At 70.7% G+C, this 20202-nt stretch carries 17 protein-coding genes and 1 pseudogene; 8 read left to right on the forward strand and 10 right to left on the reverse strand.

The window, feature by feature from the left end; translation table 11 throughout:
- Window positions 1-7 precede the first annotated feature (7 nt).
- Window positions 8-559: a GNAT family N-acetyltransferase gene (locus GEV10_07680; protein ID MQA78344.1), complete on the forward strand. Its 552-nt coding sequence runs from the start codon at window positions 8-10 to the stop codon at window positions 557-559.
- Here GEV10_07680 and GEV10_07685 read toward each other — a convergent pair.
- The 10 genes from GEV10_07685 to GEV10_07730 form a co-directional block, all read right to left on the reverse strand.
- Window positions 556-1785 carry an aminotransferase class I/II-fold pyridoxal phosphate-dependent enzyme gene (locus tag GEV10_07685; protein MQA78345.1) on the reverse strand — a complete coding sequence of 410 codons (1230 nt, stop codon included), beginning with the start codon at window positions 1783-1785 and terminating at the stop codon, window positions 556-558. The genes GEV10_07680 and GEV10_07685 overlap by 4 nt on opposite strands.
- A gap of 2 nt (window positions 1786-1787) precedes the next feature.
- Window positions 1788-2594: an SDR family NAD(P)-dependent oxidoreductase gene (locus tag GEV10_07690; protein MQA78346.1), complete on the reverse strand. Its 807-nt coding sequence runs from the start codon at window positions 2592-2594 to the stop codon at window positions 1788-1790.
- A 90-nt stretch (window positions 2595-2684) separates the two neighbouring features.
- Window positions 2685-4001, reverse strand: coding sequence for a DUF222 domain-containing protein (locus GEV10_07695; protein ID MQA78347.1), 1317 nt, complete (start codon window positions 3999-4001; stop codon window positions 2685-2687).
- 59 nt (window positions 4002-4060) lie between these two features.
- Window positions 4061-5200 carry an acyltransferase family protein gene (locus tag GEV10_07700; GenBank protein ID MQA78348.1) on the reverse strand — a complete coding sequence of 380 codons (1140 nt, stop codon included), beginning with the start codon at window positions 5198-5200 and terminating at the stop codon, window positions 4061-4063.
- Window positions 5201-5284: 84 nt separating this feature from the next.
- Entirely contained in the window at window positions 5285-6121 is an 837-nt protein-coding gene (locus GEV10_07705) for a hypothetical protein (protein ID MQA78349.1), read from the reverse strand.
- Entirely contained in the window at window positions 6118-7752 is a 1635-nt protein-coding gene (locus tag GEV10_07710; protein ID MQA78350.1) for an alkaline phosphatase, read from the reverse strand. Before GEV10_07710 ends, GEV10_07705 begins: the two co-directional genes overlap by 4 nt.
- 138 nt (window positions 7753-7890) lie before the next feature.
- Window positions 7891-8748 (reverse strand): hypothetical protein, encoded by an 858-nt coding sequence (locus GEV10_07715; protein MQA78351.1) that lies wholly within the window; start codon window positions 8746-8748, stop codon window positions 7891-7893.
- Window positions 8749-8758: 10 nt separating this feature from the next.
- On the reverse strand, window positions 8759-10327 hold the full coding sequence (locus tag GEV10_07720; GenBank protein ID MQA78352.1) for an alkaline phosphatase: 1569 nt from the start codon (window positions 10325-10327) through the stop codon (window positions 8759-8761).
- A 48-nt stretch (window positions 10328-10375) separates the two neighbouring features.
- A complete protein-coding gene (locus GEV10_07725) occupies window positions 10376-11872 on the reverse strand; it encodes a phosphoesterase (GenBank protein MQA78353.1) in 1497 nt (498 codons plus the stop codon).
- Between the two features lie 98 nt (window positions 11873-11970).
- Window positions 11971-13617, reverse strand: a complete 1647-nt coding sequence (locus GEV10_07730) for an alkaline phosphatase (protein MQA78354.1) — start codon at window positions 13615-13617, stop codon at window positions 11971-11973.
- Between the two features lie 322 nt (window positions 13618-13939).
- On the opposite strand from GEV10_07730, the pseudogene tsaB reads away from it, so the two are divergent.
- The 7 genes and pseudogenes from tsaB (at window position 13940) to groL (ending at window position 20171) form a co-directional block, all read left to right on the forward strand.
- A pseudogene (gene tsaB, locus GEV10_07735) lies at window positions 13940-14586 on the forward strand (tRNA (adenosine(37)-N6)-threonylcarbamoyltransferase complex dimerization subunit type 1 TsaB).
- Window positions 14583-15080 (forward strand): ribosomal-protein-alanine N-acetyltransferase, encoded by a 498-nt coding sequence (gene rimI / locus GEV10_07740; GenBank protein MQA78355.1) that lies wholly within the window; start codon window positions 14583-14585, stop codon window positions 15078-15080. The pseudogene tsaB and the gene rimI overlap by 4 nt, the downstream one beginning before the upstream one ends.
- Window positions 15081-15091: 11 nt before the next feature.
- Window positions 15092-16126: a tRNA (adenosine(37)-N6)-threonylcarbamoyltransferase complex transferase subunit TsaD gene (tsaD, locus tag GEV10_07745; GenBank protein MQA78356.1), complete on the forward strand. Its 1035-nt coding sequence runs from the start codon at window positions 15092-15094 to the stop codon at window positions 16124-16126.
- A 713-nt stretch (window positions 16127-16839) separates the two neighbouring features.
- On the forward strand, window positions 16840-17700 hold the full coding sequence (locus tag GEV10_07750) for a helix-turn-helix domain-containing protein (GenBank protein MQA78357.1): 861 nt from the start codon (window positions 16840-16842) through the stop codon (window positions 17698-17700).
- Window positions 17697-17897, forward strand: a complete 201-nt coding sequence (locus GEV10_07755) for a DUF397 domain-containing protein (protein MQA78358.1) — start codon at window positions 17697-17699, stop codon at window positions 17895-17897. The genes GEV10_07750 and GEV10_07755 overlap by 4 nt, the downstream gene beginning before the upstream one ends.
- Before the next feature lie 270 nt (window positions 17898-18167).
- Window positions 18168-18482, forward strand: a complete 315-nt coding sequence (locus tag GEV10_07760; protein MQA78359.1) for a co-chaperone GroES — start codon at window positions 18168-18170, stop codon at window positions 18480-18482.
- A gap of 75 nt (window positions 18483-18557) precedes the next feature.
- On the forward strand, window positions 18558-20171 hold the full coding sequence (gene groL / locus GEV10_07765) for a chaperonin GroEL (GenBank protein MQA78360.1): 1614 nt from the start codon (window positions 18558-18560) through the stop codon (window positions 20169-20171).
- The last annotated feature ends 31 nt before the right edge of the window (window positions 20172-20202 follow it).

Consider the following 20202-nt stretch of genomic DNA (forward strand, 5'->3'; position numbering starts at 1 on the left):
GTGAGCCATGCCTGAACTGATCAAGCCCGACGTACGGGTGCGGAAGTCGTTCCTCGCCGCGATGGCGGAGTTCCGCGAGGAGGGTCGCGGCGATGCCGACGATGACTCGATGATCGGCTCCGAGCACCGGACGTACGGCGACAGCTGGCACACCGAGGAGGGCTTCGCCGCGTACACCGCGGCCCTGCGCGCGGACGCCCGCGAGGACACACCGCGCGCGGAAGACCGGGTGCCCTGCACCACGCTGTGGTGGGTCGACGGCGACACGTACCTCGCCAGGCTTGCCATCAGGCACCGGCTGACTGACCACCTGCGTGAGCTCGGCGGCCACATCGGCTATGACGTCCGCCCGACCGCGCGACGGCGGGGCCACGCGACGGCGATGCTCGGCGCGGCACTGCCGATCGCGCGCCGGCTCGGTATCGGGTCGGCCCTGGTCACCTGCGACGTCGACAACGTGGCGTCCCGCAAGGTGATCGAGGCGCACGGCGGCGTGTTCGAGGACGAGCGAGGCGGCAAGTTGCGCTTCTGGGTGCCGACGAACGGCGCGGCAGGCTAGGCCGGATGGAGTGCGCGGCCGATGCGGTCGACGCCCTCGCGCACTGCCTCGTGGTCGCTTGCGTAGCAGAGCCGGAACCAGCCGGGTTCGGCGCAGTGGAAGACGTCGCCGGGCGAGATGCTGACCCTGGCGTCGTCGAGTAGTCGCAGCCACAGGGCGCGCTCGGCGTCGAACGTCGGCCGGGACAGCCACGGGCGCAGGTCAACCCAGACGTAGAGTCCCGCGTCGGCGGGTGCGGTGGTGACGCCGTACGACGCGAGGTGTGACGTGACGTCGTGGTGTGCCGCGGCCAGCCTACGCCGGTTCTCGGTGCGCAGCCGGTCGACCCACGCGGCGTCGTCGAGCATCGTGCGCAGCAGCACCTGGGTGTCGGTCGAGACGGGGCCGAACGCGGCGAGGTGGCCGGCCGCGGCGCGGACGCCCTCGTGCCTGGTGTGCAGCACGCCGACCTTGAAGCCGGACATGCCGAAGTCCTTCGCGAAGCCCCAGACGACGTGCACCCGCGTCGGGTCGAGCACGGAGGCGGGCAGCCGGGCGGCGGTGAAGAACGGCGTGCCGCCGAACACCGAGCCCGCGTAGATCTCGTCGACGACGAGGTGCAGGTCGTGCCGGCGTGCGACCTGCGCGGCGGCCGCGATCGTCTCGGCGTCGTACGTGCGCGCGAGCGGGTTCGCCGGTGAGATCAGCAGGATCGCCCGGACGGTCACACCGCCGGCGGTCGCGGTGCGGATGGCCTCGTCGAGCACCTCGGGTCGCAGCGCGAAGCCGTCGGCACTGCTGAGCGGAGCGGGAACCACGCGCGCCCCGGCACGACCGCCGAGGTCGTCGTCGAGGCCGGTGTAGTACGGCGTCGGGACGACGACGCCCTCGCCGGGCGAGCAGAGCGCGTACGCGAGCGTGTCGAGCGCGGCCGTGGCGCCGCCGACCACGACGAGGTCGTCGGCGTCGACGGCGACGTCGTACGCGCGGGAGAGGAACGCGGCCGTCGACGCGCGGAAGCCGGCCATGCCGAACATCGGGTGGTAGTGCGTGTCGTCCGGGGTGAGCGGCCGCTTGCCGGTGAGTGCGGGCTCGAGGAGGTCCCACAGCAGGTGGTTCTCCGACGTGCCGAGGTTGACGTAGCCGCCCCTGTTGCGGTCGGGGTCGAACAGGTCACCGGCGATCCGGTAGTGCGCGGCGACGAGCGGTGACACCCCGCCCAGGAGCCGTTCGGCACGGGGGGAGATGGTCACGAGCCGTCCTCGGGAGCGAGCATCCCAGCGGTCAGCAGGCCCGGATGCACGCCGAGGCCGAGGGACGCGTCGAGCACGGCGCCGTGCAGGACGCGCCCGGCGTCGGTGGTCAGCCAGTGCACCACCTCGGCGATCTCCGCCGGCTCGATCAGCCGACCCTTGGGCATCCGCGCCTCCACGGCTCGACGCTCGCCGGCGTCGAGGCCGTCGAGCGTGCTCGCCCGGAACATCGGGGTGTCGACCGCGCCGGGGCAGACGCACGTCACGTCGACGGGCGTGTGGACCAGCTCCGCGGCGAGCTGCCTGGCCAGGTACGCGACCCCTGCCTTCGCCATCTGCTCGGCCCGCCGGAACTGCGGGAACACCGCGATGCCGCCGCCCACACTGGCGACGAACACCACCTTCCCGTACCCGCGGTCGAGCATGCCCGGCACCAGCAGGTCGGTGAGCCACAGCGGTCCCAGGCCGTCGACCCGCATGAGCGCCTCGTCCTGCGCCCGCGCCGACCCCGGCGCGTGCGCCTCGACGGTCTTCGTGCCCAGCCCGGCATTGTTGACCAGGACGTCGACGGGACCCGGCAGCGCGTCGACCATGCGTTCGAGGCTGTCCTCGTCGCCCTGGTCGAGCTCCAGCGCCAGCGCGTCGGCACCCTCGGCCCTCAGCTCGTCCACGAGCTGCGTCGCGCGGTTACGTCCCGACCGGTACGTGAACCACACCGCCTCACCCGCCGCGGCGAACCGCCGCACGGTCGCCTCCCCGATCCCGCTCGACCCACCGGTGACGAGCACGTTGCGCGCAGCCATGATCGCCACTCTAGGGCGGCTGTACAGCCGTGAAGGGCACCTCGATGTCGTCATGGCAGCATCGAGGTGCCCTCATGCCGTGGTGGGGGCTCAGTCGTCGCGGTGGTCGTGGGGATGGCGGTGGTAGACCCGGCCGGTGGGGCTGGTCCAGGTGCTGGTGGCGTTCTCGTGGTTGCGTAATCGCCACTTCACGTCGTCGCGGTCTTTCCAGCGGTGATGTCGACGGCATAAGGGATGCAGGTTCTTCGCGGAGGTCGCGCCGCCGTGTTCCCACCTGGTGGTGTGGTCGAGGTCGCAGCCCTTGGCGCGGCGGCGGCAGCCGGGGAATATGCAGCGGACGTCTCTGGTCTTCACGTACCGGTCCAGCGCCGCACTCGGCTTCCGGGTGGGGACCGCTGCCGGGACCGGTTCGATCCGGTCGGTGAGGAGCGTGGTCCAGTCGCCGGGCCGGTAGGTCTTCTCCCCACACGCTCGCAACCAGCCGGTGTGCGGGTCGATCACCAGCCTGCGCCAGGTCGAGCCTTGCCGGGACGCGAGTGCTCTCGCGGTGGGGGCGGGGATCGGGCCGTGGCCGTGCAGTTCACCTGGTTCGTCGCCGCCGAGCAGGGTGTCGGCGGAGATCGTGACTTCGACGCGGGCGGCGGGTGCCTGATGGTGTCCGGGGGCGGTGCCGAGGAGCAGGTCAGCGACGGTGTCGGCTCGCCGCTGGTCCAACGTCCGGTCATCACCTGGTGTGGTCGTGCGGGCGAGGTCGTCGACGCGGGTCCATGCCGCGGTCGCCACGTCACCGGCCATGACCGCGGTCAACGAGGAGACCCCGTCGCCCAGCGGCTTCACCCACGCGGCGCGGTCCCTCACCCGCCATGCCATCCGTTCCTGCGCACCTGCCGGGTCCACGGCCGCGACCGCGCGGCGGACCGCGGCGCGGTACTCGCTGAGAGTCTGGCCCGGCGCCTTGGGCAGCACCCGCGCCTCCACCGCCAGCGCGAAGGCGGGGGTGAGGGGCTGGGTCTCGTCGACCAGGGCGCGTAGGTGCCAGTACGTGACCTGCCCGCCCGCGAGCAGGGCCAGCGTGGCGGTGAACGTATCGGTCGACGCCTCGGCGACCGACAACCGGGAATGCACCGTGCCCTCGGACAGCCGCAGCAGCGGCGCGAGCTCCCCGCGGGTGTCGTGATCTCCGGCCGGGTCGTCGCCGTAACCGAACGCGGCAAGTACGTGCTGCTGCCGCGCGGCGAGCGCGGCCTCGCATCGCTGGTACAGCTCGACCATCCGCAGCCGCGAGTCATCGCTCACCGCGGCGGGGTCGATCGTGTCCAGGACACGCTGCATCTCCGGTCCCGGTGCCCGGGTCTCGGCGGCGAACACGTGCATGTCCGCCACCGTCAACCTCAGGCATTCGATCATACGTTCGATTCTACCAGAAATACCCGACCATTAACCCGCCCACTTCCGGCCAAATTCACTCATCTCTGCGAGCGGAACAACCACTCCAACCGTGGCTCCACGACAGGTCGGAACAGTGCGCGCACCGGGGGACTGGCGAGGATCAGCGTGAGGACCAGTGCGCCCCCGACGAGTGCGAGGACGCCGAGTGGTGTCTGGATCCACGCGATGTCGTAGAGGCCGTTGTACTCGGCGGCCTTTACGACGAACCGGTGCAGCAGGTAGACGTACAGGCTCGCGGCGCCCAGTGCGGTGATCCACGTGCGCCTGCGCGGCACGAGCGCGAGGAACGCGGTCACCATGACGAAGCCGCCGGCGAGGACGAGCGCTCGTCCCGCGATGCCGAGCAGGTCGGTCGTCCCGATCGCGTGGTAGCCGTCGGTGTAGTACAGCCACTGTGTCGGGTAGTGCGGCAGGACGACGTAGGCGAACGCGAACATGCCGGCGAGTGCGGGTGCCGCCAGGATGCGCGTGATCCGGTGGCGGACGAGGGTGAAGAAGCGCTCGGCCGGGATCACCAGACCGACCACGAAGAACGGGAGGAAGCCGAGGATCCGGTACAGGTCGAGCACCGGCGGGAGCTCGAGGACGCCAGACAGCAGCGAGATCGTGACGGCGGCGGCGATGGCGGCGACCGGTGTCATCACACGCCACAGCGGCGCCGACAGGCGCCACACGAAGAGCGCGATGAGGAACCACATCGCGTAGCTCGGGTCGAGGATGTCGATGCTCGCCGACCCGTTCGCCAGGTAGTGGTTGAAGAGCTCGTACGTCACCTCGAAGACGAGGTAGGGCACCACGATCGCCGAGATCACGCGCTGCGCGTGGCCCGGCCTCGTACCGAAGTCGCGGGAGAGGTAGCCGGCGACGAGAACGAACACCGGCATGTGGAACGAGTAGATCGTGACGTACGCCGCCCGCGCCAGTGGGACCGCGCCATCGCCGGTGCGCATGTCCCCGATCGTCAGCTCGATCGCGTGGCCGATCACCACCAGGGCGATCGCGAGGAACTTCGCGTTGTCGAGGAGGGGGTCGCGCGCGGTTCGGGGTGCGCGGTCCGCGCCGTTCGCCACGACAGGACGGGTCGACGCGGCGGGCGCGACGGTTCGATGCGTGGCGGCTGGCGGGGGAGCGGACCGCGGCAGAACGTCCTCTGCCATGCGGGTCGGTACTCCGGGTCGGGGGGTCGGGTGGGGGGAGGCACTACCGTAACATCACGTGACCGGATGATCACCCCCCACACCTCACGCGAGGTACGCCTCCACCTCGCGGATCCGCGAGTAGTCGTGGTTCACGGAGTCCAGCCCCACGATCTGCACCTGCGTGGCCGTGACCGGTGCGAACGTCGACCCTCGTGACGCCGCGGAGTTGTCCCTGACCGCCGCCACGGTCCGCCACCCGGTGCTCGTCAGGACGCGGACGTCCCAGTCGGTCATCCCGGCGGTCGCGTGCGTGTACACGTCGACCCGGTTCATCTTCGCCGCCTTCGGCAGGGTCACGGTGTAGTGGTCGGGGAACTCGCCGCTGCTGGCCGAGTTCCACGCCGACGTCGACCAGGTGCGGTCCCCGTCGACGCCACCGCAGGGGTCGAACTCCTGCGCCCCCGTGACGTACGTCGACGACGGGTCGGCCCGCTCGCCCAGCAGCAGGTTGTCACCCGGGCTCTTCACCGGTGGCGCGACGACCTCGATCGGCACCCGCAGGTGCCGTCCGCCGGACTGCAGCGTGACGGCGTACGACCCCGGCTTCGTGCCGTACGCGGCGCCGACCGACAGGGGTGCGGTCGCCTTCGTCTTCGCCGGCAGGTAGCTGGAGAACATCCCGCGCGACAGCTGCAGCGGGTCGTCGGTCGTCACGAACATGTCCGCGTACACCGCGTCGCCCGTGGTGTTCGTCAGCCCGAGGTCGACGGGCGGTGCCGGCAGGCAGGGCAGGCCCGCCCTGACCCGTTGCTCGCCGGGCGTGGCGGAGATCGTCACCGGGGACGAGGGCTTCTCCGCCTTGCCGACGGTCGCCGGGGACACGAGCAGGACGGCGGCCACCGCGACGACCGTCGACCTGACGAGAGGGACCGTGATCATGGCTGCGCTCCTGACGTGGACTGGATGCGTGAGCTGCCGTCCTCGACGACCAGGCGCGTGCGGGTGGACACCGTGCCGCCCGGGTCGGTGACCTGGTTCGCCACCCGGAACTCGGACTGCCACTCGCTCGGGGTGACGGTGCAATGCACGTAGCCGCGTTGCACGTTCACGAACCGCACGTGTGGGTTCTCGTCGAGCGTCCGCCGGCCGGACGCGTCGAGGTCGACGCCGTCGCCGCCTGACGAGATCGACGTGCCGGTGAACTCCACGCCGACGTTCGGGGACTTCTGGTCGCCGAAGTCCAGTTTCAGGTCCGACGCGATGCTGCGGTGGACGTCGCCGCCGAGTGACACCAGGTTGCGTACGTGCCGTTCGTGCGCGCCGGCGAGGATGCGCCTGCGGGACGCGGGGTAGCCGTCCCACATGTCCATCGAGTAGCGCGTGCCCGCGCCCTCGAGGGAGTCGAGCCGGGAGAGCGCGTTCTGCTGTGCCACGACCTTCCATCGCTGGGCGGACCCGGCCAGTCCGGTCAGCAGCCAGTCCTCCTGCTTCTTCCCGGTCATCGTCCGCGCCGGGTCCTGCCACGCCGAGCTGTCCTGCTCGACCTGGTCCGACCGGTGCTGCCTGGTGTCGAGGACGTTGAACTGCGCGAGGTCGCCGAAGGTGAACCTCCGGTAGATCCGCATGTCAGGTCCGGTGGGTAGCTGGGAGAGCCGCAGCGGCATGTGCTCCCAGTGCGCGCGCAGGGCGTTGGCGCGCCGCAGCAGGAACCGCGCCCAGGGGGTTTCGTCCTTGTCGATCCGCCCGGCCCAGTTGTCCACGACCTCGTGATCGTCGATCGTGACGATCCACGGAGCGATCGCATGCGCGGCCTGCAGGTCGGGGTCGCTCTTGAACAGCGCGTACTGGTCGCGGTACTGGTCCAGGGTCTCCGTCTCGACCATGCTCGGGAACGCGAGCCGCGACGGCACCGCGACGTCGCGCGCCACGTCCGGCCGCACGCCGTACTCGTAGATGTAGTCGCCGAGGTGCAGGATCACGTCGAGGTCCTGTCGGGCCATGTCGGCGTACGCGGTGTAGTGGCCGGCGGTCCACGACTGGCAGGAGGCGAACGCGAACGCCAGGCGGTCCAACGGTGCGCCGTCCGCCGGCGCAGTCCTGGTGCGCCCGACGGGGCTGATCTCCCCACCCGCGTTGAACCGGTAGAAGTAGTCCCGGCCCGGACGCAGGCCGCGCACGTCGACGTGCACCGCGTGGGTCGACTCGGGTCGCGCCTGCGCGGTCCCCGACTTCACGATCGTGCCGAAGCGTTCGTCCTCGGCGACCTGCCACAAGACCGGCACCGCCTCGTACTCCATGCCGCCGAACGGGGCGAGCGGTTCGGGGGCGAGCCGGGTCCAGATCACGACCGCGTTCGACAGCGGGTCTCCGGAGGCGATGCCGAGGCCGAACGGGTTCCCGCGCAGTTTGCTGCCCGGTCGCGGTGCGGCGTGGTCCCGCGCGATGCCGAGCAGGTCGGGGGTGAGTGCCGCGGCGGCCGCGGCGCCCGTGAAGGTGAGGAACCGCCTGCGGGTGGCGACGATCCCCTCGAGTCGGTCAGGTGTGCTCAGGACGGATCGTCGCGTGCGCATATTCAAAATAGTTCGGGATATCGCTAAATGGCGTTCATCGATCTCCAGGCCCGAGAGTGAACGCTGGGATCAGGGCAGGCAAACGAGTGCGTTGCGCGCGAATGATGAAGAAAGTCGAGATGAAGAGCGGCCGACGTTCTATCCGGCCGGAGGTGGTCCGCCGAGGTACGCCTCGATCTCGCGGATCCGCGAGAGGCCGTGATCGACGGAGTCCAGCGCCACGATCTCCACCTTCGCGGCCTCGACGTCGGGGAAGGTGGACGACACGAACGCCGCGGTGTTGCCCCGTACCTCCGCCACGGTCCGCCACGCGCCGTCGCTCGTCTCGACCCGCACGTCCCAGGCGGACAGGCCCTGGGTCTCGTGGGTGTACATGTCCAGCCGGTTCATCCACGCCGGCTCCGGCAGCGTCACGGTGTACGTGTCGGGGAACTCGCCGAAGGTGTCGGAGCTCCACGCGGCCGATGTCGACCAGGCGTGGTCCCCGTCGACCGCACCACAGGGATCGAACGCGGTCTCGGCCGTCACGTACGTGGAGGACGGGTCCGCCTGCTCGCCCAGGAGCAGGTTGTCGCCCGGGGCCCTCGCCGGCGGCGCGGTGACCGTGATCGGGACCACCAGGTCCTGTCCGGCGGAGTCGAGGGTGACGTCATAGCGCCCCGGCTCGGTGCCGTACGGCGCCTCGACCGTCAGGGGTGCGGTCACCGTGGTGCCCGCGGGCACGTAGCTGGAGAACATGGCACGGGACAGCTCCAGTGGACGGTCGGCCCGCAGGAACGTGTCGGCGTAGACCGCCTCGTCGCCGGTGTTGGTCATGCCGAGGGTGACGGGCGGTGCCGGTAGGCAGGGCAGGCCGGCCAGGATCTCCTGCCGGTCGGGCGTGGCGGAGAGCTCGATCGGCGACGACTCCGACGCATGCGCGAGGCCCGCCGGCGCCACGAGCAGTGCGGTGGCCAACGCGACGATCGCCGCCCTGACGCCCGGATGCATGGTCATGGCGGTCTCCTCACACGGTGCGGATCTGCGGCTGCCCGTCCTCGACGACCAGGCGGATGCGGGTGGACAACGTCCCGCCGGGATCGGTGATGAAGTCCGCGACCCGGTACTCCGACTCCCACTCCCGCGGAGTGACCGTGCAGTTCACGTAGCCGCGCTGCACGTTGACGTACTTCACGTGCGGGTTCTCTGCGAGCGTCACGCGGGCGGCCGCGTCGAGGTCGACGCCGTCGCCGCCGGACGAGATCGAGGTGCCGGTGAACTCGACACCCACGCGGGGCGAGGCCGGGTCGTCGAAGTCCAGCTTGAGATCCGAGGCGATGCTGCGGTGCGCGTCGCCGCCGATGGACACCAGGTTGCGCACCTCACGCTCGTACACGCCGGTGAGCACGCGGTCGCGGGACGCCGGGTAGCCGTCCCACCTGTCGATGCCGAGACGCAGACCCGGGCCGGGAAGTGAGTCGAGCCTGGCCATCGAGTTCTGCTGCGCGATGACGTTCCACCGGCGCCTCGACCCGCCGAGCCCGTCGAGGAGCCAGGCCTCCTGCTTCGCCCCGGTGAACGTCCGTGCCGGGTCCTCGAACCCCGGGTCGTCCTGCTCGAGGATGCGCGTGCGGTACTGCCTGGTGTCCATGACGTTGAGCCGCAGCAGGTCGCCGAAGTCGAACCTGCGGTAGATCTGCATGTCGGGGCCGACCGGCCGCTGCGCCCGCCGGAGCGGCATGTGCTCCCAGTGGGCGCGCAGGGCGTTGGCGCGCCGGATCATGAACGTCTCCCAGGGCTCGCCGTCCTCGTCGAACATGCCGGCCCAGTTCTCCGCGACCTCGTGGTCGTCGATCGTGACGATCCACGGGGCGACCCGGTGCGCGGCCTGGAGATCGGGATCGGCCATGAAAAGCGCGTACTGGTCGCGGTACTGGTCCAGGGTGCGCGTCTCGACGACGTTCGGGAAGGTGAGCCGGGACGGGATCTCGACGTTGCGCGCGACGTCGGGCCGCACTCCGAACTCGTAGATGTAGTCGCCCAGGTGGACGATCACGTCGTTGTCGTATCCGGCGACGTCGGCGTACGCGGTGTAGAAGCCCGAGGTCCACGACTGGCACGAGACGAACGCGAACTTCATGCGGCGCAGGTGCGCGCCCGCCGGTGGTGCGGTCCTGGTGCGCCCGACCGGGCTGATCTCGCCGCCCGCCTCGAACCGGTAGAAGTAGTCCCGGCTCGGGCGGAGGCCGCGCACGTCGACGTGCACCGCGTGGGTCACCTCGGGCTCGGCACGGGTGCTGCCGGACCTCACGACCTTGCGGAAGCGCTCGTCCTCGGCGACCTGCCATCTGACCCGCACCGGCTCGTAGTCCATGCCGCCGAACGGCGCGAGCGGGTCGAGCGCCAGCCGCGTCCAGATCACCACCGCGTCGGGGAGCGGGTCGCCCGACGAGACGCCGAGGGTGAACGGGTAGCCGCTCGACCGGCCCGGCCGTGGAGCCGCGCGGGCCTCCTCGATGCCGAGCAGGTCGGTGTTGAGCGCCAGGGCGGCGGCGGCACCGGTGAGGGTGAGGAAACGCCTGCGGGTGGCGACGATTCCCGCGCTTCGGGCACCGGGGCTGAGGGGGTCCACGGGGTGCCCCGGTCAGCCGAGGAAGATCGGGTTGGTGAACGCGACCATCGTGTCCGGCGTCGTCGGCGTCGGCACGGGTCGGCGCACCTCGGCACGGACGTACGCCGACTGCTGCGGCGTCGTGGTCCACGTGACGGTCTGCTCGGCGGCGTCGGCGAGGGTGAACTGCGCGAGCTGCCCCTCGTCGGTGAGGATCCTGACGACGCCTGCGGTGACGCCGCGGACGGTCAGCTCGACCGTGACCTTCGCGTCCCCGCGGGCGCGTAGCCGCTCGCCGATGCCGGCCGTACGTCCCTCCGCCGTCGCGCCGAACGTCAGCCCGACGCTCGCGGACTCCGCGACGTACACGTGGCCCGCGCGGATGCCGGAGAGGATCGCGTCGCGACGCAGGCCCGAGGCGAGCACGACGTTCTGCGGGAGCCCGACGACCTGGGTGTCGTTGTGCGAGTCGCTGTCACCGACGGCGGGAGTCCACCGGCCGCCGCGCCGCGCCGACGTGACGAGGGTGCCGTCCCACTCGTACAGCGAGACCTCGTCGTCGGCGGTCCACGGGCCGTTCCACACCTCGATCGCGTCGAAGTCCTCGAAGCCGAACTTCCACGAGCACCCGACGAACGGGCAGTGCGGGTGCGCGGCGATCGCGAGCGCACCCTGCCGGTGGATCTGGCGCAGGAAGCGGGGAAGTGCGTCGTCGACCGAGCGGTAGCGCCAGTCGATCCAGGTGCCGGGCTCCAGCCCGGCGGCGACGTAGTGCCCGTTGCGCGTCGTGATCTCCTCGCCGTCGATGATCAGGAGGTCATCGGATGCGTGGTGACCCCAGATGCCCGCGGCGCTGGAGGTGTTGTGCTCGCTGGAGTTGACGAAGTCGAGGCCGGCTTCCTTCGCCGCGGCGACGAGCTGGGCCGGCTCCCACCGTCCGTCGGAGTGCTGCGTGTGCAGGTGCAGGTCGCCGCGGTACCAGTCCTTCCCGCGTCCCTTCGCCTCGCGCGGCGCATGGCTCGGGACGAACGGCTCGCCCGGCGTACCCCTGCGCAACGTGATCTCGACCTTGTACGTGAGGCCCTGCGGCGCCACCGTGTACGGCCCGAGGACGACGTGCCAGGTGCCCTGCCGGACGGGCCCCGGCAGGTAGCCGGGCGTCGCCTCGGTCGCGCTGATCGTGAACGAGTCGCGGAAGCCGCCGGACCACCCGCGGAAGCCCTTGGCGTCGGCGAGCTCGTGGCCGCTCTCGTCGAAGACGCCGATGTCGAGCGCGTTCCCCTGCTCGCCCGGCGGCACCGTCGGCTTGTCGTACGAGTACGTCACCGCGATCTCGCGGATGCCCGCCGGTACCCGCACCGGGAGGTACACCCAGTCGGCGACGCCGCGGTCGAGCGTGCCCTCGACGACGCGGGTCTCCTCGTCCGCCTGGTCGGCGAACGCGAAGCCGACAGGGTCGAGCACGACGATCGCGCCGGCCGTGCCGGCGGCGACGAGGAACTGGCGTCGGTCGATCGGTGTCGAAGGCATGCGCTGCTCCCCGTCGGCCGGACACACTCGGACGCGGTCCAAGAGTGTCCGGCCGACTGTCGGTTGGCGAGACGTACGACGATGCGTAGCGAACGGCGTCAGGGCCGCTTCGTCTCCCATGCGATCGTGCGCTCGATCTCTGCGCGGTCGCTGCCCAGAGTGCGGTTGGTCGACGGCGGCCGGTCGTACGTCTGGTGGACGCCCGGCGTACCGTCCTCGATCGCGAACGTCGCCCGCGTGAACGCCGCCGCGCCCTGTTCCTGGACGTACGGCAGGCACCGGAAGTCGGACGACATCTCGCCGGGCGTGACCGTCGTCCGGATGTACCCGCGGAGGTTGTTGTAGAACTTCAGGTGCGGGTTGATGGTGAGGTACGGGTGGTCCGAGGGAATGGAGTCCGCACCGTTCCCGCCCGAGGTGATCGAGCTGCAGACGAGTTCGGAGCCGACCGTGTGCGAGTCCGGGTCGTCGTAGTCCGCCTTGAGATCGCTTGCCCAGTGCGCGTGTACGTCACCGGTGAGGACGACGGGATTGCGCACCTTCGCGTCCAGCCATCCGCTGGTGATCCGCTCGCGCGAGGCGACGTAGCCGTCCCAGGAGTCCATGCTCGTGCGGTGCACGGGCCCGGCGTCGGCGTCGCGCTGGGCGAAGAACACCTGCTGCCCGAGCACGTCCCACCGCGCACGCGATCGGCGGAAGCCGTCGAGCAGCCACTTCTCCTGCTCACCGCCCGTGATCGAACGCTTCGGGTCGACCGCCGCGGGGCAGTCGTTCTGGTACCCGTCGCCGCATCCCTGATCGTCCCTGAACTGCCGCGTGTCCATCATGTGGAACGTGGCGAGTCGCCCCCAGCCGCCGCGACGGTAGATCTGGATGTTCGGGCCGTTCGGGATCGAGGTCCGGCGCAGTGGCATGTTCTCGTAGTACGCCTTGAACGCCGCGGTACGCCGCTGCAGGAACGTCGGCTGGTCGACGGGGTTCTCCGGGATCTCGTCCGCCCAGTTGTTGTCGACCTCGTGGTCGTCGAAGACGACGAGCCATGGCGCCGCCGCGTGGGCCGCCTGCAGGTCCACGTCCGCCTTGTACTGGGCGTGTCGCTGGCGGTAGTTGGCGAGCGTGACCGTCTCCGGGCCCTCGTGGTCGCGGACGTTGCCGCCTGGGGCGACGTACTCGCCGGCCTTGTACTCGTACTGGTAGTCGCCGAGGTGCAGCACGATGTCCGGGTCGTCGGCGGCGAGTGCGCGGTACGCGTCGAAGAAGCCGTGCTCGTACTGCGAGCACGAGACGACCGCCAGGTGCAGCTTCGACACCATGACGTCGCGCGCCGGTGCCGTGCGCGTACGAGCGACCGGCGAGACGTACGAGCCGGCCTTGAAGCGGTACCAGTAATGCCGGTGCGGCGCCAGGTCGTCGACCTCGACGTGCACGCTGTGCGCGTGTTCCGGCCGGGCCTGGGTGACGCCCTTGCGGACGATCTGCCGCATCCGCTCGTCCTTCGCGACCTGCCACTCCACCGAGACCGTCCGGTTCGGCATGCCACCGAGCCCGTCGTCGGCGAGCGGCTCGGGAGCGAGGCGCGTCCACAGCACGACACCGTCGCTCGTCGGGTCACCCGACGCGACGCCGAGGGTGAAGGGATCCTTGCTCAACGTGCCGCCGGCGGGCGAGGACGGCGCTGCCGCCGCGTCGTCCGCCAGGGCGAGGGAACCGGCGGCGGCCGCGCCGATCGCCGCGGCGCCGGACATCAGCGTCCGTCGCGTCAGCCGTGGCCGGGTGGGTTCATCGCGTTCGTTCACGCTCCGTACTCCTCGCAGTCGACCGACCCCCCGGCCGCGGTCAGCGTCAGCGGCAGGGCTTGCGTGGAGTTGGCGAACGCGTGAGTTCTCGGCGTCTGCTTGGTGGCCGGACGACGGTGGTCACCCGGTCGTCATCGAAGCGTCGTCACGACGTCGCCCGGGAGGCCCGCTGTTCATCCAACATGCGAGAAGCTGCATTCAACTGGCGAACGCGTGGTCGCCGACAGTGACCGGCCGCCGAGGTCGATAGCCTTTCTTCGTGCTGCTTGCCATGGACACCGCGACGCCCGCCGTCACCGTCGCCCTCTACGACGACGGCGTGCGCGCCGAGTCGACGGAGATCACCGCGGGCGGCCGGCATGGTGAGCTGCTCGCCCCCGGCATCGCGCGGGTGCTCGCCGAGGCCGGCGCGACGCCGGCCGACCTCACGGCGATCGCGGTAGGCGTCGGCCCCGGTCCGTTCACCGGCCTGCGGGTCGGTCTCGTCACGGCCCGCGCGATGGGTGACGCCCTGGGCCTGCCTGTGCACGGCGTCGGCACGCTCGACGTGCTCGCCTGGCAGTCGGCGGCGACCGGGCCGTTCCTCGCGGTCACCGACGCGCGGCGCAGGGAGGTCTACTGGGCCAGGTACGCCGACGCGCGCACGCCCCGCACCGGCCCGCAGGTGAGCCGACCCGCCGAGATCGCGACGCCCGAGCCCGTGGTGGGCACCGGCCCCGGTTGTACCCGGACGCGTTCCCGGGCGGCCGGGAGCCGGTGCACCCGTCGGCCGCGTCGCTGGCGGAGCTCGTCGCGTCACGGCTCCGTGCGGGCGACCCGCTCCCGCTCCCGCACCCGCTCTACCTGCGCCGGCCCGACGCCCGTACGCCGGGCCCGCGCAAGCGGGTGCTGCCGGACTCGCACCCGGCGCCGCGATGAGCACCGTGACGGGCACGACGAGACAGATGCGCTGGTGGCACGTCGAGGCCGTCGCGACTCTCGAGCGGCGCCTCTTCCCCGACGACGCGTGGAGCCCCGAGTCGTTCTGGGCCGAGCTCGCGCGAGAGGAGTCCCGCTACTACGTCGTGGTGGAGCGCGACGGCGCGGTGGTGGCGTACGGCGGCCTCCTCGCGGTGCCCGGCGGCCCGGACGCGGACGTGCTCACCGTCGCGGTCGACCCGGCCGAGCACGGCCGGGGTCTGGGCGGCACCGTGCTCGGTGAGCTGCTCGCCGAGGCGGACCGCCGGCGGTGCGTCGACGTGCACCTGGAGGTGCGCGACGGGAACACGGCGGCGCTGTCGCTGTACGCCAGGCACGGCTTCGAGCACGCCGGCGTGCGGCGGCGGTACTACGCGAACGGCGACGACGCGATCGTGATGAGGCGGAGCCGGCGCCGCCGGAGCGGGGCCGCCGCGGGGGAGGAAGAGCGATGAGGCGGGCGCGCATGAGCACCGACGAGCCGCTGGTGCTGGGCATCGAGACGTCGTGCGACGAGACGGGCGTGGGCATCGTCCGTGGGCACACGCTGCTGGCCGACGCGATCGCGTCGAGCGTCGACGAGCACGCGCGGTTCGGTGGGGTGGTACCCGAGGTCGCCAGCCGGGCGCATCTCGAGGCGATGGTGCCGACCATGCATCGCGCGCTGTCCGGCGCCGGCGTGACGCTTCGCGACGTCGACGCGATCGCGGTGACGGCCGGCCCCGGCCTCACCGGCGCGCTGCTCGTCGGGGTCGCGGCCGCGAAGGCGTACGCCCTGGCGGTGGGCAAGCCGCTGTACGGCGTCAACCACCTCGCCGCGCACGTGGCGGTCGACCGGCTCGAGCACGGCCCGTTGCCCGATCCCTGCGTGGCACTGCTGGTGTCCGGCGGCCACTCCTCGCTGCTCGTCGTCGAGGGTGCGACGCGGCGCGTGACGCCGCTCGGCAGCACCGTCGACGACGCCGCGGGGGAGGCGTACGACAAAGTCGCGCGGGTGCTCGGGCTGCCCTTCCCCGGCGGCCCGCCGATCGACCGGGCCGCGCGCGACGGCGACCCCGCCGCGATCGCGTTCCCGCGCGGCAAGGCCCGTGACGGCACGCTCGACTTCTCGTTCGCCGGCCTCAAGACCGCGGTGGCCCGCTGGGTCGAGGGTCGCGAGCGCGCGGGCGAGCCAGTGCCCGTCGCCGACGTGGCCGCGTCGTTCCAGGAGGCGGTCGTCGACGTGCTCACGGGCAAGGCCGTCGAGGCCTGCCGTCGCCGCGGCATCGACGACCTCGTGCTGGGTGGCGGCGTCGCCGCGAACTCGCGGCTGCGCGCGCTGGCCGGGGAGCGTTGCGCCGCCGCGGGCATCAGGCTGCGCGTGCCGCGGCCCGGCCTGTGCACCGACAACGGGGCGATGGTCGCCTCGCTCGGCGTCGAGCTGGTGGCGAACGGCGTGGGTCCCTCGGCCCTCGATCTCCCCGTCGACTCCGCCCTCGACCTCGAGATCGTCTCGCTCTAGCGGAGCACAGGTCCCGCCTGACCAGGCGATTCGTCACCGGTGTCCGTTTCGCCGGTGCGGATCTGTGACCGGCCGGTTCTGTTGCGTCTTACCGTGAAAAGAAATCTTCCGAACGCAGAAACGAGGATGAGCCCAACCCTAGGGGCGGGGGTTGGGCTCATCCTGGTTTTGGAAGTGAGACCGGGCACCGGCTCGGGGCTACTCAGTGCCCGGTCCCACTGGCTGGGGATGGGGCGGCGCCGACCAGGCGGTAGACGGTGCGGCGCCGCCCCGACTCGGGGCTAGGCGGGCGGGTCATCCACGGGAGGCGCCTACGGCGATCGCGCTACTCGACGGCCTGCTCTCAGCGACCGCGACCCCGTGTGGGGTCAGCGGGAGCTTCCAGCGGGGCCTTACGGCCTGCGGGTCGTCCGCTTGGAAGCTCTTCCCACACCTGAGGCACCACACGCGAGCGGCGTTGCCACAGAGGTTGGGATGGGGGCAGGCGTCCGTGGAATACATCTCTCTCTTCCCTGTCGTGCCTAGTCCCCGAGCGAGCTTCGCGAAAAGTCTGCCGCCGAAAATTCTGCGCTGTCGGTAACGGTGTGACCACCAATCGCGATAGCACATACAGTGACACACGATCGACTGACTGTCAAGAGCAATCCGCAAATTGCAGATCCTCGTTGGTCGACGACTTGATTACTCGGTGACGTCGGAGAGACACTTCCCTCATGGTGAAGGCGATCGGACCCACCGTTCCCCGCTGGCAGCTGGGCGAACGGCTCTGCCGGCTGCGCGAGGACGCGGGCATGTCCTTCGGCGACGTCGCCGACGAGATGGACTGCTCGGAGTGGAAGATCCGCAGGATCGAGCAGGGCCAGGTCGGTGTCACCCGCCCCGAGCTCCGCACCCTCCTCGACCTCTACGACGTCGAGGACCGCGAGCCGCTCGAGGAGCTACAGCAGCTCGGACGGCAGCGCGGGTGGTGGTCGCGGTTCAGCCGCTTCCTCGCCCCGGCGCACGTCAACCTGCTCGGCATCGAGTCGGCGGCCAGGTCCATCCAGGCGTGGGAACCCCTGGTCGTGCCGGGCCTGCTGCAGACCGAGACGTACGCACGTGGACTGGCGCGCGCCAACCTGCAGCCGGACGAGGACGCGGCCCGCACGGTGGAGATCCGGATGGCGCGGCAGAAGCTGGTCTGGGACGACGAGCCGCCGGCCGCGTGGTACATCCTCGACGAGAGCGTCCTGCATCGGACGATCAGCGACGGGCACATCATGCGGGAGCAGCTCGAGCGGCTGCTCCACCTACCCGATTCCTGTACGGTCCAGATCCTGTCGTTCGACAGGGGCGACCACCCGGGGACGGCCGGGGGCCTCACGGTCTTCGAGTTCGACCCGGCCCTGCACTCACCGATCGCGTACGTCGAGAGCCAGGCAGGCTCTCTTTACCTCGAAGAGGGCGAGCTCGATCGGTGTAAGAGCGTCATCGATCACATGATGGCGCTGGCGCTGTCCCCCGCGGAGAGTGTCACGTTCATCCGAGGGGTCCTGGGAACTATCGGCCCCGATAACCAGGAGGACATGGAATGAGCAAGCAGATCGACCTGACCAGTGCGAAGTGGCACAAGTCCACCTTCAGCCAACCCGACAACTGCGTCGAGGTCGCGCGCGTGCGCGGTCACTTCGCGGTGCGCGACAGCAAGAACCCGCAGGGCGGCGCCCTCGTCTTCGACTCGGCCGAGTGGGCCGCGTTCGTGAAGGGCGTCGACGCCGGCGAGTTCAACTGACCGATCAGCTCCTTCTCGCACGACCGGGCCCGACCTCGTTGACCGAGGTCGGGCCCGGTCTCGCTTCTCCGGTCCCTCACGCGCGGCGCTTGCTGGCACCCGAGTTGACGGAGTGCTAGCCGCCGAATAGTGTCTGCATTGGCACTCAGTAGTAGAGAGTGCCAATGCAGTGCAGAACGCGACGAGGTAGGTCTGATACCCGCGACGGCAGGCCGCCGAGGTCGCCTCTCATCCATTCTGGACAAGACTTCCGGAGGGGGAGGTCAGATCGTGACGACGACCCAGACCAAGGTTGTCATCCGGCCGCTCGAGGACCGCATCGTGGTTCAGCCGCTGGAGGCGGAACAGGTGACGGCCTCAGGCCTGGTCATCCCGGACACCGCCAAGGAGAAGCCGCAGGAGGGCAAGGTCATCGCTGTCGGACCCGGTCGTTTCGACGACTCGGGCACCAAGCGTGTCCCGCTCGACATCAACGAAGGTGACGTCGTGCTGTACAGCAAGTACGGCGGCACCGAGGTGAAGTACGGCGCGGACGAGTACCTCGTGCTCTCGGCCCGCGACGTGCTCGCGGTCATCGACAAGTAACTCGCACGCTGCGCCCCGGGCCCGCCCATTCGCGGGCGCCCGGGGCGTTCGGCGCTGTATGTGAGGGAGATTTCTGTGCCCAAGATCCTCAAGTTCGACGAGGGCGCCAGGCACCAGCTCGAGCATGGTGTCGACGCGCTCGCCGATGCCGTACGGGTGACGCTCGGCCCGCGGGGCCGCAACGTCGTCCTCGACAAGCAGTGGGGCGCGCCGACCATCACCAACGACGGCGTGACGATCGCTCGCGAGATCGAGCTCGACGACCCGTTCCAGAACATGGGTGCGCAGCTCGTCAAGGAAGTCGCGACCAAGACCAACGACGTCGCCGGTGACGGCACCACCACGGCCACCGTGCTCGCGCAGGCCATGGTGCGTGGCGGCCTGCGCAACGTCGCCGCGGGTGCCAACCCGATCGCGCTCAAGCGGGGCATCGACGTCGCCGCCAAGGCCGTCGCCGCGCGGCTCCGCGAGGTGGCCCGCGACATCGACACCCACCAGGACATGGCGCACGTCGCCACCATCTCCGGCCAGGACGAGACCATCGGCGAGCTGATCGCCGACGCGTTCGACAAGGTCGGCAAGGACGGCGTGATCACCGTCGAAGAGTCGACCGGGCTCGGGCTCGAACTGACCTTCACCGAGGGGATGCAGTTCGACAAGGGCTTCCTATCGCCGCACTTCGTGACCGACGGCGACCGCCTCGAGGCCGTCCTCGAGGACGCCTACGTGCTGCTGCACCAGGGCAAGATCTCGGCGATCACCGAGCTGCTCCCGGTGCTCGAGAAGATCGCGCAGGCGGGCAAGCCGCTGTTCATCATCGCCGAGGACGTCGAGGGCGAGGCCCTGTCGACGCTCGTCGTCAACAAGATCCGCGGCACGTTCCCGAGCTGCGCGGTCAAGGCACCGGCCTTCGGTGACCGCCGCAAGGCGATCCTCGACGATATCGCCGTCCTCACCGGCGGCCAGGTCGTCGCGGCCGAGACCGGCACCACGCTCGAGAACGTCGACGTGGCCGACCTCGGTTCCGCTCGCCGCATCGTGGTGACGAAGGACGACACCACGATCGTCGATGGCGCGGGTGACGCCACGGTGATCGAGGAGCGCGGCAAGCAGCTCGTCAAGGAGATCGAGCAGACCGACTCCGACTGGGACCGCGAGAAGCTCCAGGAGCGCCTCGCGAAGCTCTCCGGCGGCGTCTGCGTGATCAAGGTCGGTGCTGCCACCGAGGTCGAGCTCAAGGAGCGCAAGCACCGCGTCGAGGACGCGGTGTCGGCGACCCGGGCCGCCATCGAGGAGGGCGTGGTCGCCGGCGGCGGTGCCAGCCTCGTGCATGCGGCGACGGCGCTCGACGCCCTCGACCTCACCGGTGACGAGAAGAACGGTGCCGACGTGGTCCGCACCGCGCTGCTCGCGCCGACCCGGCTCATCGCGGAGAACGCCGGCTTCCAGGGCGGCGTCGTCGTCCAGCGGGTCGCGGAGCTCCCGGTCGGACACGGGTTCAACGCCAGGACCGGCACCTATGGGGAGATGCTCGCCGACGGCGTGCTCGACCCGGTGAAGGTCACGAGGTCCGCGGTCGAGAACGCCGCGTCCATCGCCGGCATGCTGTTGACCACGGAGGTACTCGTGGCCGACAAGCCCGAGGAGGCGGCGCCGGACGCCGGTGCCGGCCACGGCCACGGCCACTAGGCGGAGCCCACAGGAAGTACCCGGGGTTTCC

This window comes from Streptosporangiales bacterium (assembly GCA_009379955.1).
GTDB lineage: Bacteria > Actinomycetota > Actinomycetes > Streptosporangiales > WHST01 > WHST01.